The organism is Citrobacter sp. CK206, assembly GCF_030333125.1.
GTDB lineage: Bacteria > Pseudomonadota > Gammaproteobacteria > Enterobacterales > Enterobacteriaceae > Citrobacter_B > Citrobacter_B koseri.
In genome coordinates this window covers 282,454-299,006 of record NZ_JAOWGM010000028.1, presented here as the reverse complement: position 1 = coordinate 299,006, position 16,553 = coordinate 282,454, and the positions used below count along the sequence as shown (strand labels likewise).

The 16,553-nt window shown below is 55.4% G+C and carries 15 protein-coding genes; 7 read left to right on the top strand and 8 right to left on the bottom strand.

Translation table 11 applies throughout. The annotated features are described in order from the left end of the window. Nucleotides 1-36: 36 nt before the first annotated feature. Nucleotides 37-858, top strand: coding sequence for a serine O-acetyltransferase (cysE, locus tag OGX81_RS13930; protein ID WP_012135745.1), 822 nt, complete (start codon nt 37-39; stop codon nt 856-858). A gap of 81 nt (nt 859-939) precedes the next feature. On the opposite strand, the gene trmL is transcribed toward cysE, so the two are convergent. From trmL to OGX81_RS13905, 5 genes are all read right to left on the bottom strand, one after another. Further along, nucleotides 940-1,413 (bottom strand): tRNA (uridine(34)/cytosine(34)/5-carboxymethylaminomethyluridine(34)-2'-O)-methyltransferase TrmL, encoded by a 474-nt coding sequence (gene trmL, locus OGX81_RS13925; protein ID WP_047460282.1) that lies wholly within the window; start codon nt 1,411-1,413, stop codon nt 940-942. A 144-nt stretch (nt 1,414-1,557) separates the two neighbouring features. Further along, on the bottom strand, nt 1,558-2,748 hold the full coding sequence (gene lldD, locus OGX81_RS13920; RefSeq protein ID WP_047460285.1) for a quinone-dependent L-lactate dehydrogenase: 1,191 nt from the start codon (nt 2,746-2,748) through the stop codon (nt 1,558-1,560). After that, nucleotides 2,745-3,521 carry a transcriptional regulator LldR gene (gene lldR, locus OGX81_RS13915; RefSeq protein ID WP_012135741.1) on the bottom strand — a complete coding sequence of 259 codons (777 nt, stop codon included), beginning with the start codon at nt 3,519-3,521 and terminating at the stop codon, nt 2,745-2,747. The genes lldD and lldR overlap by 4 nt, the downstream gene beginning before the upstream one ends. Next, on the bottom strand, nt 3,518-5,173 hold the full coding sequence (gene lldP / locus OGX81_RS13910; RefSeq protein WP_104868028.1) for an L-lactate permease: 1,656 nt from the start codon (nt 5,171-5,173) through the stop codon (nt 3,518-3,520). The genes lldR and lldP overlap by 4 nt, the downstream gene beginning before the upstream one ends. 265 nt (nt 5,174-5,438) lie before the next feature. After that, nucleotides 5,439-5,801 carry a YibL family ribosome-associated protein gene (locus OGX81_RS13905; RefSeq protein ID WP_012135739.1) on the bottom strand — a complete coding sequence of 121 codons (363 nt, stop codon included), beginning with the start codon at nt 5,799-5,801 and terminating at the stop codon, nt 5,439-5,441. Between the two features lie 290 nt (nt 5,802-6,091). On the opposite strand from OGX81_RS13905, the gene OGX81_RS13900 reads away from it, so the two are divergent. Beyond that, complete coding sequence (locus OGX81_RS13900) at nt 6,092-6,301, top strand: hypothetical protein (RefSeq protein ID WP_012135738.1); 210 nt, start codon at nt 6,092-6,094, stop codon at nt 6,299-6,301. Between the two features lie 12 nt (nt 6,302-6,313). Here OGX81_RS13900 and mtlR read toward each other — a convergent pair whose 3' ends face one another. From mtlR to mtlA, 3 genes are all read right to left on the bottom strand, one after another. Continuing rightward, on the bottom strand, nt 6,314-6,904 hold the full coding sequence (gene mtlR / locus OGX81_RS13895) for a mannitol operon repressor MtlR (RefSeq protein ID WP_012135737.1): 591 nt from the start codon (nt 6,902-6,904) through the stop codon (nt 6,314-6,316). Further along, nucleotides 6,901-8,049 carry a mannitol-1-phosphate 5-dehydrogenase gene (gene mtlD, locus OGX81_RS13890; RefSeq protein ID WP_104868029.1) on the bottom strand — a complete coding sequence of 383 codons (1,149 nt, stop codon included), beginning with the start codon at nt 8,047-8,049 and terminating at the stop codon, nt 6,901-6,903. The genes mtlR and mtlD overlap by 4 nt, the downstream gene beginning before the upstream one ends. A gap of 285 nt (nt 8,050-8,334) precedes the next feature. Then, nucleotides 8,335-10,248 (bottom strand): PTS mannitol transporter subunit IICBA, encoded by a 1,914-nt coding sequence (gene mtlA, locus OGX81_RS13885; protein ID WP_012135735.1) that lies wholly within the window; start codon nt 10,246-10,248, stop codon nt 8,335-8,337. 531 nt (nt 10,249-10,779) lie between these two features. On the opposite strand from mtlA, the gene OGX81_RS13880 reads away from it, so the two are divergent. From OGX81_RS13880 to selB, 5 genes are all read left to right on the top strand, one after another. After that, the gene (locus tag OGX81_RS13880) at nt 10,780-11,163 is read left to right on the top strand and encodes a DUF3302 domain-containing protein (protein WP_104868031.1); all 384 of its coding nucleotides are present in this window, start codon (nt 10,780-10,782) and stop codon (nt 11,161-11,163) included. Between the two features lie 2 nt (nt 11,164-11,165). Beyond that, nucleotides 11,166-12,302 (top strand): HlyD family secretion protein, encoded by a 1,137-nt coding sequence (locus OGX81_RS13875; RefSeq protein ID WP_012135732.1) that lies wholly within the window; start codon nt 11,166-11,168, stop codon nt 12,300-12,302. Nucleotides 12,303-12,476: 174 nt separating this feature from the next. Next, on the top strand, nt 12,477-13,085 hold the full coding sequence (locus OGX81_RS13870; protein ID WP_047460300.1) for a glutathione S-transferase: 609 nt from the start codon (nt 12,477-12,479) through the stop codon (nt 13,083-13,085). 99 nt (nt 13,086-13,184) lie between these two features. After that, nucleotides 13,185-14,576, top strand: a complete 1,392-nt coding sequence (selA, locus tag OGX81_RS13865; RefSeq protein WP_058668277.1) for an L-seryl-tRNA(Sec) selenium transferase — start codon at nt 13,185-13,187, stop codon at nt 14,574-14,576. Continuing rightward, on the top strand, nt 14,573-16,420 hold the full coding sequence (gene selB / locus OGX81_RS13860) for a selenocysteine-specific translation elongation factor (RefSeq protein WP_104868032.1): 1,848 nt from the start codon (nt 14,573-14,575) through the stop codon (nt 16,418-16,420). Before selA ends, selB begins: the two co-directional genes overlap by 4 nt. Nucleotides 16,421-16,553 lie beyond the last annotated feature (133 nt).

Below are 16,553 nucleotides of genomic sequence, written 5' to 3'. Positions count from 1 at the left end.
ACGGGCCGGTCGTTAGCCTGATACCTGGAGTCAGCAATGTCATGTGAAGAACTGGATATCGTCTGGAACAATATTAAAGCCGAAGCCCGGGCTCTGGCGGACTGTGAGCCGATGTTGGCCAGTTTCTACCACGCGACGCTACTCAAGCATGAAAACCTGGGCAGTGCGCTGAGCTATATGCTGGCGAACAAACTCGCATCTCCGATTATGCCTGCCATCGCCATCCGTGAAGTGGTGGAAGAGGCCTACGCCGCCGACCCGGAAATGATCGCCTCTGCTGCCTGTGATATTCAGGCGGTACGCACCCGCGACCCGGCGGTAGACAAATACTCAACGCCGCTTCTGTATCTGAAAGGCTTCCATGCTCTCCAGGCTTACCGTATCGGCCACTGGTTATGGAATGAAGGCCGCCGCGCGCTGGCGATATTCCTGCAAAATCAGGTTTCTGTCACCTTCCAGGTCGATATTCACCCGGCGGCGAAAATTGGACGCGGCATTATGCTCGATCACGCGACGGGGATTGTGGTCGGTGAAACGGCGGTAATCGAAAACGATGTCTCGATCCTGCAATCGGTCACGCTTGGCGGGACCGGGAAAACCAGCGGCGATCGTCATCCCAAAATTCGTGAAGGCGTGATGATTGGCGCCGGGGCGAAGATCCTTGGCAATATCGAAGTGGGGCGCGGTGCGAAGATTGGCGCGGGCTCCGTGGTCTTGCAGCCCGTACCGCCACACACCACCGCAGCGGGCGTTCCGGCGCGGATTGTCGGCAAGCCCGACAGCGATAAGCCGTCAATGGATATGGATCAGCATTTTAACGGGATTCACCATACGTTCGAATACGGCGACGGCATCTGACTTTATGCCCGGTGGCGCTGCGCTTACCGGGCCTACCAGCTCCGTAGGTCGGATAAGGCGTCAGCCGCCATCCGACAAAAATCAACTACGCAATACCGCGCCAGGATACCCCAACTGGCGCCATGCCTCATACACCACGACCGACACCGCGTTCGACAGGTTCATGCTGCGGCTGTCCGGCATCATTGGAATACGAATTTTTTGTTCTGCGGGCAGCGCGTCAAGAATGGTCGCCGGTAAACCGCGCGTTTCCGGGCCAAACATCAGGTAGTCCCCATCCTGATAGCTCACCGCGCTATGGGCAGGGGTGCCTTTGGTGGTCAGAGCAAACAGACGTTGTGGGTTTTCGGCGGCGACAAAGGCAGCGTAATCGTGATGGCGCTGTACGGCGGCAAACTCGTGATAGTCCAGCCCCGCGCGGCGCAGACGTTTATCATCCCATGTGAAGCCCATTGGCTCGATAATATGCAGACGAAAACCGGTATTGGCGCAAAGACGAATAATATTGCCGGTGTTTGGTGGGATTTCTGGTTCGAATAATACGATATTCAACATGCTTAACTGCCCCCTTAAGTGCGGGGGGCAGAATAGCAGAAAATACGTTCACCCTCATCCTGTAGTAGGCCTGATAAGCGTAGCGCCATCAGGCATCCCTGATGCACATTACATTGTCGGATGGCGGCTGACGCCTTATCCAGCCTACGCCGCATCACCCTGCGATAGTGGCGCCAGCGCAGCCGGAACAGACTTACCGAGTTCCTGCACCAGTGAATCACGGCTGATCTCGCTGATTGATTTTGCGCCGGTCAGCGTCATGGCGACTTTCATCTCTTTTTCGATCAGATCCAGCAGGTTCGCCACGCCAGCCTGACCCGCCGTCGCCAGCGCGTACAGATACGCACGGCCAAGCAGTACGCTATCGGCCCCAAGCGCAATCATGCGTACCACGTCCAGACCATTACGAATTCCGCTATCAGCCAGAATGGCGATATCGCCTTTCACCGCGTCGGCAATGGCGGGCAGGGCGCGGGCGGAGGAGAGTACGCCGTCGAGCTGGCGGCCGCCGTGGTTAGAGACCACGATGCCGTCAGCGCCAAAGCGTACCGCGTCGCGGGCGTCTTCGGGATCGAGGATCCCTTTGATCACCATTGGGCCGTCCCAGAATTCACGGATCCACTCCAGGTCTTTCCAGGAAATCGACGGATCGAAGTTGTTCGCCAGCCAGCCGATGTAATCTTCCAGCCCGGTCGGTTTGCCGAGGTAGGCAGAGATATTGCCCAGATCGTGCGGACGACCGTTCAGGCCGACATCCCAGGCCCATTGCGGATGGGTCGCAGCCTGCCAGTAGCGGCGCAGGGCGGCATTCGGGCCGCTCATCCCGGAGTGGGCGTCACGGTAACGCGCGCCAGGCGTTGGCATATCGACGGTAAAGACCAGCGTGGAGCAGCCCGCCGCTTTGGCGCGCTCCAGCGCGTTACGCATAAAACCGCGATCGCGCAGGACGTACAGCTGGAACCACATCGGGCGTTTAATCGTCGGCGCGACTTCCTCGATGGGGCAGACAGAAACGGTGGAGAGGGTAAACGGAATCCCTTTCGCATCGGCGGCGGCGGCGGCCTGAACTTCACCGCGACGCGCATACATTCCGCACAGGCCAACCGGAGCCAGTGCAACCGGCATCGACAGCTTTTCGTTAAACAGGGTGGTTTCCAGGCTCAGGTCGGACATATTCTTCAGCACGCGCTGGCGGAGCGCCACCTCTGACAAGTCTTCCACGTTACGACGCAGGGTATATTCCGCATAGGCGCCGCCGTCGATGTAGTGGAACAAGAAAGGGGGCAGAATGCGTTGGGCTGCGGCGCGATAATCGCTGGCTGCTGAAATGATCATGCTTTGTTCTCCCTGGAAATCTCATTATGGTCACCGGGCAGGCGGGTAATACGCGCCTGGCGGGCCTGGTCTTCATCAAATCGTTTAATGGTGGTGTGGACGAAACTGAGGTGCGCCATCATGGCTTTACGTGCGCCGTCGGCATCACCGGCCAGAATGGCGTCCATCACCGCCTGATGTTGTTCCGTCAGTTTTGAAAACACCGGCGGAACGAGATACATACGCTGGCGGCTCTGCTTCACGGATGATTGCAGGACATCAAAGAAGCCGCGCATGGTCTGCAACAGCACGACGTTGTGCGAGGCCTCCGCAATCGCGAGATGGAAGCGAACATCCGCCTGGGAGGCGAGGTCCGGGTCCTCACTGAGCGTGGCGTCGAAGCAGAGCTTAATTTTCTCTTTATCAGCGGGCGTGGCGCGCATCGCGGCGTGCCAGGCGGTGCTGGCTTCAATGGCGTGGCGGGCTTCCAGAATGTCGAAGCTGTAGTCCGGGTCGTCCGCCATCAGCGTTTTCAACGGCTGAACGATATTCTGTTCGGACCAGGTTTCATGCTGCCAGCGAACGAACGTTCCGCCGCCCCGGCGGCTGATCAGCACGCCTTCACTGACCAGTTTTGCCAGCGCCTCGCGCAGAGAATTGCGCGACACGCCCAGTTGTACGGCCAGCTGGCGCTCGGCGGGCAACTTCATGCCCGCCTCCAGCTGTTGTTCTTCAATCAGCGCCCGCACACGAGAAGCAACCTCGTCTGACAGGCGTTTTGGCATCACAATCACGGAATCATCCAGGTTAAGACATAGGCCTGAAGTGTGGTAATCACACCCACCATGCAGGTGAAAATCAGACTGTGTTTAACGGTAAAGCGGAACAGGTCGGACTCTTTCCCTACCAGACCCACTGCCGCACAGGCAATGGCGATAGACTGCGGAGAGATCATCTTACCGGTTACGCCGCCGGTGGTATTCGCCGCCACCATCAGCACGTCAGAGACGCCGATTTGCTGGGCGGCCGTCGCCTGCAGGGCGGCAAACAGCGCGTTTGATGAGGTATCAGACCCCGTCAGGAATACGCCCAGCCAGCCAAGGAACGGCGAGAAGAAGGTAAAGGCGCTGCCCGTATGCGCCAGCGCTAACGCCAGCGTAGAGGAGAGCCCGGAGTAGTTAGAGATAAACGCGAATGCCAGCACCATCCCGATGGAGTAAATCGGCAGCGCTAACTCTTTCAGCGTGCTGCCGAATGTCTGGATTGCGGCAGACGGTTTCATTTTCAGCCAGACGACGGACAGCAGCGCAGCGAACAGAATGGCCGTACCGGTAGCGGAGAACCAGTCGAACTTATAGACCGCAGCGTAGGCAGTTGCTTCATGTACCACCGGCGGCATACGGGCAACCAGCTTATCGAGATGCGGAACCGGAATATTAATCACCCAGTCGTACAGCGCGCCGCCTGGGGCAAACATCGCTTTAAACGGCGGAACGCTCCAGAGGGTAACGGTTGCAGTCAGGAACAGGAACGGCGACCATGCGCGAACGACTTGACCAACCGTGTAATGGGTGTGGTCTAGCGTCTGATCGACCTGTGAAGCGCCCATATCGCCAAAGCGGAAAATACGTACCGGCTGCCAGCGTTTCAGGAACAGCGTCAGACAGACCAGCGAGACCAGCGACGAGATGATGTCCGGCAGTTCCGGGCCGATAAAGTTAGAGCTGAGGTACTGGGCGATAGCAAATGAACCACCCGCCACCATCACCGCAGGCCAGGTCTCTTTCACGCCGCGCCAGCCGTCCATAATCGCCATGATCCAGAACAGCACGATAATGGTCAGGAACGGCAACTGACGGCCGACCATCTGGCCGATCTCAAAGCTGTCCAGCCCGGTGACCTGACCGGCCACCAGAATCGGAATCCCCATCGCGCCAAACGCGACCGGCGCGGTGTTGACGATCAGGCACAAACCCGCCGCATACAGCGGATTAAAGCCCAGGCCGACTAGCAGAGCCGCAGTAATCGCCACTGGCGCGCCAAAGCCCGCTGCCCCTTCAAGGAATGCCCCGAAGGAAAAGCCGACGATCAGCATTTGCAGACGCTGGTCAGGGGTAATCGACAATATTGATGACCGGATGATGTCGAATTGCCCGGTTCTGACAGAGATTTTATAGACAAAGACGGCGGCGATAATGATCCAGGCAATCGGCCACAGACCATAGAAGAAGCCATACACCACCGCAGCCAGAGCGTTATCCACCGGCATTTTGTAAAACAGCAGCGCGACAGCCAGCGCGATTGCGACCGTCCAGGAGGCGGCGATGTAGCCTTTCAGCTTGAGCTTAATCAGCGCGAAGAAAAAGAACAGGATCGGAAGCGATGCGATCAGGCTGGAAATCCAGATGTTACCGGCCGGATCGTAGTTTTGTTGCCAGAGATTCATTGCAGGTCTCCTGAGGGTCACACGCATAATGCAATGAGTCTTTTGCTCATCTCTTTGTCACATTATGTGTAAAAGTGGCCCTGCCAATATTGGGATGTAGGGGTAATGACAATGAATGGTTAATCAAATGTTGCTTATTGGCAACGCTAGTGTAGGTGAATTTTAATGAACTGTGAACCAGTGATCGGATTAAGGGATAATTGGTTGGGCCAATTGAGGGAGGGAAAGGGCGGGCCGGGCAAGCGTGCGCGTACCCGGCAGAAGGTTAAAACTCGGTTTTTGCGAAACCGGTCATCTCTTTCAGGCCCATTTCACGGCCTAACGCCGTCATTGGGTGGACGACAACCAGACCGCGCACGCTTTTCTTCAGCTTGCCCATATCGGCCTGTTCTTTTTTGGTAATCGCGCGGCGAAACGGCAGGTTCATCAGCTTTTGCGCTTCTTTACTCAGCTTCTGGCTGTGAACGTCACGCAGGCGCACGATCTCGGCTTCCAGCGTGGCTTTCTCTTTTTCCAGCTCGGCATATTTGTCAGCGGCATCGACAAGGGATAGCGAGGCCTGCTGGTGGCGGATGGCGTCCAGGCGATCGCTCAGACGTTTAATTTCGTTTTTTTCGACTTCTTTCATGGGATAGCTTCTGATGGAACCAGGATGAATTTTCTATAGTATGCGCGCAGAGCGGGATTATTCACAACTAATGGGATAAAAATAATCAAATAAGGCAAGTATTATAATGCTAATTGATTGTGTAACGTCTTGATTTAATACTCATTTAATAAACAAAACGTGATGTTAACGGTTTCTGCATGGCGGTTTGCGATTAAGCACGTTTTCCCCAATAGAAAACCCTGTCTGAGCCTAAACTAAAATTAGCGGCCGCGCATTCCCCGACGCGGAGAATACATGGAGATATCATCATGGTTAAAATAGGTGACAACGTTCCGCTTCTTATTGATAAGGCTGTAGATTTTATGGCTTCGAGTCAGGCATTTCGGGAGTATCTGAATAAAACGCCGCCGCGCGATATGGTTCCTGATGAGGTGCCGAAGGCAAATGCGCAGATGTACCTGCAACGTCTGGAATATTATCGCCAGCTCTATCAGCCGCAGCCGGAAGAAAAACAGTAAGTGGTTAACGGTCTATTTTTGAAAGGCTTTTTTTAAGCTGATTTTAGAAATCAGCTCGGTCAGGGAAAGCACCATCGTTGAGCGCACCGCTTGCTGGTAGCGCTGAATTTGCATGGCGTATAAACCCGGGTCAGAGGTCTCAAAATGCGGCGGCGGCGGTAACGCCGTCACGCAGTGCAGTTCGCCAAACGGCCCGAGAATTTCGTCGTCGGTGAACGCATATTCATTACCGTCGTGATTCAGTTCTTCACGCAGCGCCATCAGCAGTTCCGCATCTTCGTATTCAGGGCGACTGAGTACCCCCAGACCGTAGATCAGTTTCAGACGCACCGAGAGATCGCCCAGCGGTCCATCGCCGTCGAGCAACGGTTCCACTGCGTATTTCACCGCATAATCGTCTTTGCGAAACACCTGAAGTACCAGAATATTCACCGCCTCGGTGAGTAACTCTACGGCGGTGATGAGGAAACTTCGTACGGTTTTGCCAGCATTCAGACGCTCAAGCACGCGGTTTTCAAAGGCCTGGGTTTGTTCCATTATTGCCTGCATATCTGACAATCTGTCATTCGGGCGCAGGATGACCTGCGCCGTATTTTGCCTCATTTGGTCGCGTTGTATGCGTTAACCGCCTCCGCTACCACTTCGCTGTTTACATCCAGCCCGGAAATTTGCGCCAGCGCTTCCTGCGGCCCTTTCTCTGCGATCAGCGCAGCCAGTTCCTGGGCCTGCGGATCGTCTTCGCTGGTAAAGTGCATCGCGGCAGCGATACCGTTGACCAGGTTAACGTGCGGCAGGCCGTATTCCAGCGTGCCCAGCAGCGGTTTGATCAGACGGTCGCCCGCACTCAGTTTACGCAGCGGCTGGCGGCCAACGCGCTCAACGTCATCTTTCAGATACGGGTTTTCAAAACGACCGAGGATTTTCTGAATGTATGCCGCATGTTTGTCGGCATCAAAACCGTAGCGTTTGATCAGCACCGCGCCGCTCTCTTCCATCGCCCCTTTTACCACAGCGCGGATTTTCTCATCGAGAATCGCGTCACGGATGGTCTGATGACCGGTTAATTTTCCGAGGTACGCGGTTATAGCATGCCCGGTGTTCAGCGTGAAGAGTTTACGTTCGACAAATGCCATCAGGTTATCGGTTAATTCCATACCTGGAATATCTGGCAGCGCGCCTTTGAACTGCGTTTTATCGACAATCCACTCGCTGAAGGTTTCCACGGTGACTTCCAGCGGGTCGTTCGTGGCGGAGGCGGAAGGCGGCACGATACGGTCGACGGCGGAATCGACAAAACCGACATGCTGTTCAACCCAGGCTTTGTCTTCATCCGCCAGGGCGTTCATCACATGACCTTTCAATTGCGTGGTGCCGCGCACCATGTTTTCGCAGGCAATGATGTTAAGCGGCGCTTCAATTCCCTGCGTTTTACGTTTAACCAGGCCTTTGGCGATGGCCGGAGCAATGCGTTCCAGTACCACCGGCCCAACGGCGGTGGTGACCAAATCGACCTGCGCAATCAGCTCAACCACGTCATCGCTGATGCTGCTCACGGCATTAACGCCGGAAACCGTATCAACCTGCTCATTTTCACCCACCACATGAACCTGATAGCTATGACGGGCATTCAGGGCGTCGAGCACGACCTGGTTTACATCCGCGAACGTCAGTTGTATCCCCGCGTCAGCCAGCAGTTTGCCGATAAATCCACGACCGATATTACCTGCGCCAAAATGTAATGCTTTCATAGTGTTAACCTTCATTAATGTTTTTACCCGAGAGGGCTGGGGTGAGGGACCGCATGGCTTCCCCCCTCACCCAAACCCTCTCCCTTGCGGGAGAGGAAACCGTACACCGCAGGCCGGTAGCAGCGCCACCGGACATGATGCCGGATGGCGGCGTAAACGCCTTATCCGGCCTACGGGAACTGCACATCGCATGCCCGGTAAGCACAGCGTCGCCGGGCATGATGCCGGCCTACGGGAACTGCACATCGTAGGCCCGGTAAGCGCGAGCGCCACCGGGCAACGGACTTACTTACGACCGGCCAGCAGTTCCAGCACTTCATCCACGCTGGTGGTATGCGCCAGACGCTCGATCACGGACTCATCATCCAGCGCGTTAGTCAGGCTGGTGATGACCTGGATGTGCTCGTTGTTACGCGCCGCGATACCAATGACCAGGCGGGCGATATCGTCTTCTTCTTCACCGAAGCGAACGCCTTCCGGGTACTGGCAGAACACCACACCGGTTTTCAGCACACGGTCTTTGGCTTCCACGGTGCCGTGCGGTACGGCGATAGACTCACCCAGATAAGTCGGGGTCAGTTTTTCACGTTCCAGCATGGCGTCGATGTATTCTGGCTCAACATAACCGCCTTTCACCAGTTGCTCGCCCGCAAAGCGAATGGCTTCTTCTTTAGTGGCGGCTTTACGACCCAGGAAGATGTTTTCTGCGCCCAGCTTGAACAGGTTGTTATCCCCTTCATCAAAGCTGTCTTTCAGATGATCGCGTACTTTCTCTTCGTTGGTGTTGTGGCGCTGCGCGGCAACCAGACGTTCGGTCAGGCTGGTGTACAGTCCGCTATCCAGGAAGTTGGTCAGCGAAATGTGCTGCGCTTGCGGAACCTGGCGCATGGCGCGCTCGGTCAGGTCACGGTGAGTGATGACCAGGTCGACATCCGGCGGCAGGTTGTTGATCGCGCTGTTGGTGACGGAAATCTGGCTCAGACCCGCATCCTGAACTTTTTTGCGCAGTACGCCCGCACCCATTGCGCTGGAACCCATACCGGCATCACAGGCAACGATGATTTTACGTACATGGCTCAGGTCGTTGGTCACATCGCCAGCGGACAGCGCGGATGCGCCTTTAGATTCTGCTTTCATGTCCTGCACGCGACGGGTTGCCGCGTCGATATCATCATCTTCTTTCACTTTGCTGGTTTTCAGCAGAATGGAGGCAATGATGAAGGAGACCGCCATAGCAGCGATAATCGCCGTGATGTTAGCGAAGTAGGCGCCTTTTGGCGTCATCGCCAGTACCGCCAGGATAGAACCCGGAGACGCCGGAGAAACCAGACCGCCGTTCAGGATGGTCAGCGTAAACACGCCAGTCATACCACCGAGGATAACGGCCAGGATCAGACGCGGGTTCATCAGCACGTACGGGAAGTAAATTTCGTGGATACCGCCCAGGAAGTGGATGATTGCCGCACCGCCAGCAGACTGTTTTGCGCTGCCGCGACCGAAGAACATGTACGCCATCAGGATGCCCATACCCGGGCCTGGGTTAGCTTCGATCAGGAAGAAGATGGATTTACCCAGCTCATGGGACTGCTGAATACCCAGCGGCGAGAAGATACCGTGGTTGATCGCGTTGTTGAGGAACAGGATTTTCGCCGGTTCAACGAAGATAGACGCCAGCGGCAGCATATCATGGACAACCATGAAGTTAACGCCGGCTGCCAGCAGTTTGGACAGGACTTCAACCGCCGGGCCAATGCCGAGGAACGCCAGAATCGCGAGGATCATCCCGATGATGCCAGCAGAGAAGTTATTCACCAGCATTTCGAAACCGGATTTGATCTTACCGTCTACCCAGCTATCGAATTTCTTGATGCAGTAGCCGCCCAGCGGGCCTGCGATCATTGAGCCGAGGAACATCGGCATGTCCGCACCGACGATAACGCCCATCGTGGTGATAGCACCGACCACGCCGCCGCGCTCGCCGCCTACCAGCTTACCACCGGTATAACCGATCAGCAGCGGCAGGAGGTAGGTGATCATCGGACCAACGAGCTTTGCCAGCGTTTCGTTAGGCAACCACCCTGTTGGAATAAATAATGCGGTGATAATACCCCACGCGATAAACGCGCCGATATTTGGCATCACCATATTGCTGAGGAAACGACCAAAGCTTTGCACTTTGATCTTAATATCGGATGACATAAAAACACCCCTTCTTATGTTTGCTGTCGCGCAGGCTCGAAGCCCGAGGTTTGTTAATGTAGCGGCAGAGGTAGCCGGACCCTGTAGATAGTGCGAAATCTGGCACTGAATCGTTCAACTGTCCAGTTGCTGGCTTGTTGTGTGATTTAGATCACATGAATATAGGGTAGATGGTAGTTATTGATGTGATATTGATCACAAAACCGCTGTGTAGAAAAACAACAAACCCGGAATCACCAGTGGAAATAGCGTTTAAATGTGAACTGTTTCACATTTTTGATTTGAGGGTTTGTTGAATTTTTGTGATCTAAATCACAAGATATTTTCATCCGAAACCTGTGTGGTGTGATCTTAAGCAGATTCCGCCTCATGCTTCATTCTGATGTGTAATTGAGCAACCTCTCGCCGTGCAAAATTATCTTTTGGTTTGATGGCGAAAATGGCGGACTCGAATTATGTTCAAAATATCGGTGGAATCGTAATACGCCGCCTGTCATTTAACACTCTTATTAGCGTGAAGCCGGAGCAGGTATGTTTCTAAATTATTTCGCGTTAGGAGTATTGATCTTTGTTTTTCTGGTGATTTTTTATGGAATCATCATGATTCATGACATCCCTTATCTGATCGCTAAAAAACGAAACCACCCCCATGCTGATGCTATTCATACTGCTGGTTGGGTCAGCCTGTTTACGCTTCATGTTATTTGGCCGTTTCTGTGGATTTGGGCCACGCTTTATCAGCCCGAACGGGGCTGGGGCATGCAAGCGCATGTTTTACCGCAGGAAAAGGAACCTGAGCTGGAGCCAGAACCGGAGCCTGACCCGGAACTTATCGCCTTGTCGAAACGTGTGGAAGCGCTGGAGCGAAAGCTGGCTGAGGTACAGTCCCCTGATATTCCCCCGTCGGAGAGCTAATCATGGATCTGTTGATTGTTTTGACCTACGTAGCCTTAGCCTGGGCAGTATTTAAAATATTCAGGATTCCGGTGAATCAATGGACACTTTCCACGGCGGCATTAGGCGGGGTATTTTTAGTTAGCGGACTTATATTATTAATGAACTATAACCATCCCTATACTTTTACGGCGCAGAAAGCGGTTATTTCTATTCCCATTACGCCGCAGGTAACCGGTATTGTGAGTGAGGTAACGGATAAAAATAATCAGCTGATTAAAAAAGGCGATGTTTTATTCAAAATCGATCCCGTGCGGTATCAGGCGCGGGTCGACAGGTTACAGGCCGACCTGGTCACGGCCACGCATAATATACATACCCTGAAGGCGCAATTAGCGGAGGCTCAGGCCAATACCACGCGGGTGTCCGCAGAACGCGACCGCCTCTATAAGGATTATCAGCGCTATCTGAAAGGCAGTCAGGCGAGGGTGAATCCGTTCTCTGAAAGCGATATCGATAACGCGCGGCAAAACTATTTAGCGCAGGATGCGATGGTAAAAGGTTCTGTTGCTGAACAAACGCAGATCCAGAGCCAACTGGACAGCATGGTCGATGGCGAGCAGTCGCAAATCGTCAGCCTGCGGGCGCAGCTGGCCGAGGCGAAATACAATCTTGAACAGACGGTTATTCGCGCGCCGAGCAATGGCTATGTAACCCAGGTGCTCATCCGGCCCGGTAGCTATGCCGCCGCGCTGCCGCTGCGCCCGGTAATGGTTTTTATTCCCGAACAAAAACGGCAAATTGTCGCCCAGTTCCGGCAGAACTCATTATTACGTCTTGAGGCGGGAGATGAGGCAGAAGTGGTGTTCAATGCGCTGCCCGGCCAGGTATTCCAGGGCAAATTGTTGAGTATTTTACCGGTTGTGCCCGGCGGTTCTTACCAGGCGCAGGGAACATTACAGTCCTTAAGCGTAACGCCGGGGATGGACGGCGTGCTTGCGTTGATTGAGCTGGAGCCGAATAGCGATGTGGATGCCCTGCCTGACGGCATTTACGCCCAGGTTGCGGTTTACTCCGATCACTTCGCCCATGTCTCCGTGATGCGTAAGGTGCTACTGCGCATGACCAGCTGGATGCACTATCTTTATTTGGATCATTAAGCGGGTCGTCACCTGCTTTTTAGTAAAAATGCCTGATGGCGCTATGCTTATCAGACCGACAGGAACAATGTCTGCAATGTGTAGACCGGATAAGGCGCTTGCGCCGCCATCCGGCAAAACTAAGGCAGGATTTATTGATACCACTTTATTTTTTGTTGGCAAAAAGGACACGGCATGAAACTCATCGGCAGCTATACCAGCCCTTTTGTGCGAAAGATTTCGGTTTTATTGCTGGAAAAGGGCATCACTTTCGAATTTGTGAATGAACTTCCCTACAACGCGGAAAACGGCGTGGCGCAGTACAACCCGCTTGGCAAAGTCCCCGCGCTGGTGACGGATAAGGGAGAGTGCTGGTTCGATTCCCCGATAATCGCCGAATATATTGAGTTACTGGATATTGCTCCGGTGATGATTCCGCGTGAACCGCTGGCCTCACTGAAAGTACGGCAGATTGAAGCGCTGGCGGACGGCATTATGGATGCCGGTCTGGTTTCCGTGCGTGAACAGGCGCGCCCGGCGGCGCAGCAGTCTGAAACGGAACTGTTGCGCCAGCGCGAGAAAATCAACCGTAGCCTGGACGCGCTGGAAGGCTATCTGGTGGACGGGACGATTAAGACCGATACCGTGAATCTGGCAACCATCGCCATTGCCTGCGCTGTGGGCTATCTCAATTTCCGCCGCGTGGCGCCGGGCTGGTGTGTGGACAGACCGCACTTAGTCAAACTGGTGGAAACGCTCTTTCAACGCGAAAGCTTTGCCCGCACGGAACCGCCAAAGGCTTGATGCGTATTATGTCCGCCTGAGCAAACTCACGGTACAATCCCCCTCATGTCGATATCCCTCTCCGCACCGGAGGGGGCCACCAACAGCCAGGCCTTTTTCATGACAACCGAAACGCGTTCACTCTACAGCCAGCTTCCTGCTATCGATCGCTTACTGCGTGACAGCACTTTTCTCTCTTTACGTGACACCCACGGGCACACCAGGGTGGTGGATCTGCTTCGCCAGATGTTGGATGAAGCAAGGGAAGCGATTCGCGATACGCAGGCGTTGCCCGCGTGGTGCGAGAACTGGGCGCAAGAGGTGAATATCCGGCTGGCGAAAGAGGCGCAAAGCGCGCTGCGTCCGGTGATTAACCTGACGGGAACGGTGCTGCACACCAATCTGGGGCGAGCGCAGCAGGCGGAAGAGGCGATTGACGCGGTGGCGCAGGCAATGCGCGCTCCGGTCACACTGGAATATGATCTGGATGGCGCCGGGCGCGGGCACCGCGATCGGGCGCTGGCGGATCTGTTATGTCGCATTACCGGGGCGGAAGACGCCTGTATTGTGAACAACAACGCGGCGGCCGTGTTGCTGATGCTGGCGGCGACGGCGAACGGTAAAGAGGTGGTGGTATCGCGTGGCGAACTGGTGGAGATTGGCGGCGCGTTTCGTATTCCTGATGTGATGCGTCAGGCGGGTTGTACGCTGCATGAGGTGGGCACCACCAACCGGACTCACGCGAAAGATTATCGTCAGGCGGTGAATGAAAACACCGGCCTGTTGATGAAAGTGCATACCAGTAATTACAGTATTGAAGGCTTCACCAAAGCGGTGGATGAGGCAGAGCTGGCCGCTATTGGGCTGGAGCTGGATATCCCGGTGGTGGCGGATCTGGGCAGCGGTTCGCTGGTGGATCTCAGTCAGTACGGCTTGCCGAAAGAACCGATGCCGCAGCAGCTGATTGCCGCAGGCGTCAGCCTGGTCAGCTTCTCTGGCGACAAGCTGCTGGGCGGGCCGCAGGCCGGGATCATTGTCGGCAAGAAAGAGATGATTGCGCAACTGCAAAGCCACCCGCTGAAGCGAGCCCTGCGTGCCGACAAAATGACGCTGGCGGCGCTGGAGGCAACCCTGCGGCTTTATCTGCACCCGGAAGCGCTGGCGGAGAAACTGCCGACGCTGCGGCTGTTAACCCGCAGTGAAGCGGCGATTCAGGCGCAGGCGCAGCGGCTACAGGCGGCGCTTGCCGCACGCTTTAGCGCGGAGTTCGCGGTAAACGTGATGCCTTGCCTGTCGCAGATCGGCAGCGGTTCGCTGCCGGTTGATCGGCTGCCCAGCGCGGCGCTGACCTTTACGCCGCATGACGGGCGCGGAAGCCGTCTTGAGGCGCTGGCGGCTCGCTGGCGCGCGCTGCCCGTCCCGATCATTGGCCGAATTTACGATGGTCGCCTGTGGCTGGATATCCGCTGCCTTGAAGACGAGACCCGGTTTATGGAGATGATGTTGAAATGATTATTGCAACCGCCGGACACGTTGACCACGGAAAAACAACGCTATTACAGGCGATTACCGGCGTGAATGCCGATCGTCTGCCGGAAGAAAAAAAACGCGGTATGACTATCGATCTGGGGTATGCCTACTGGCCGCAGCCGGATGGCCGCGTACTGGGATTTATCGACGTTCCCGGTCATGAAAAGTTTCTCTCCAACATGCTGGCGGGCGTGGGCGGTATCGATCATGCGCTGCTGGTTGTCGCCTGCGATGACGGCGTGATGGCGCAGACCCGCGAGCATCTGCAAATTTTACAACTGACGGGCAATCCGCAGCTTACGGTTGCGCTGACCAAAGCCGACCGCGTGGACGAAGCGCGAATCGAAGAGGTGCGGGAAGAGATTCTGGCGACGCTGGGCCATTACGGGTTTGCCGACGCGACGCTGTTTGTTACCGCCGCGAATGAAGGGCGCGGTATTGAAGCATTGCGTGAGCATTTACGGCAGTTGACGGGCCGCGCGTATCCCGGCCATCAGAGCTTCCGCCTGGCGATCGATCGCGCGTTTACGGTGAAAGGCGCAGGGCTGGTGGTGACCGGTACGGCGCTCAGCGGCGAAGTGAACGTCGGCGACACGCTGTGGCTTACCGGTGTGAATAAGCCAATGCGTGTGCGCAGCCTGCATGCGCAGAATCAGGCGACTGAACACGCTCATGCCGGACAGCGTATTGCGCTGAATATCGCGGGCGATGCGGAAAAAGAGCAGCTTAACCGTGGTGACTGGCTTCTCTCTGACGTACCGCCGGATGCCTTTTCACGCGTCATCGTTTCGTTAGAACATGCTGCGCCGCTCGTGCAATGGCAACCGCTGCATATTCACCACGCCGCCAGCCATGTCACCGGACGTATTTCCCTGCTGGAGGGTACGCTGGCGGAGCTGGTGTTCGATACGCCGCTATGGCTTGCCGATAACGACCGGCTGGTACTACGCGATATTTCTGCCCGAACCACGCTTGCTGGCGCACGTGTGGTGACGCTCAACTCGCCGCGTCGCGGTAAACGTAAACCGGAATATCTGCAATGGCTGTCGGCGCTGGAAAACGCCAGGGATGACAGCGCCGCGCTGGCGACGCATCTCGAACGCGGCGCGGTGAATATTCCTGATTTCGTGTGGGCGCGGCAGCTCAACGGCGACGGTATGCGCCAGCTTATTGAACAGCATGGTTTTATTCAGGCGGGTTACAGCCTGTTGAACGCCCCTGTTGCCGCGCGCTGGCAGCGTAAGATTCTGGATACGCTCGCGATGTACCACGAACACCATCGCGATGAACCCGGCCCGGGGCGCGAGCGTTTGCGGCGCATGGCGCTCCCGATGGAAGACGAAGCGCTGGTGCTGCTGCTCATCGACCGTATGCGTGAAAGCGGCGTGATTCACAGCCACCACGGCTGGTTGCATTTACCGGATCACAAAGCCGGTTTCAGCGACGAGCAGCAGGCCGTCTGGCAAAACATTGAGCCGCTGTTTGGCGACGACCCCTGGTGGGTGCGCGATCTGGCGAAAGAAAAGGGCGTGGACGAGCAGGTTATGCGGCAGGTGCTGCGACAGGCGGCACAGCAGGGCATGATTACCGCGATCGTGAAAGATCGTTATTACCGTAACGATCGGATTGTCGCTTTTGCGAACCTGATCCGCGAACTGGATCAGGAGAGAGGCTCGACCTGCGCCGCTGATTTTCGCGATCGGTTGAATGTTGGACGAAAACTCGCCATTCAAATTCTGGAGTATTTTGACCGGACAGGATTCACGCGCCGTCGCGGAAACGATCATTTATTACGCGATGCGTTATTATTTCCGGCAAAAGAATGATACGAATTATTAAAATAGAAAATGAATTAATACAATTATTTTCTTGAATTATATAAAGCACAGCAGGCGATGAACCTAATGTGCTTTTTTATATTTTATAATGGGAAAATAACAACAGCGATCATATTTTCAC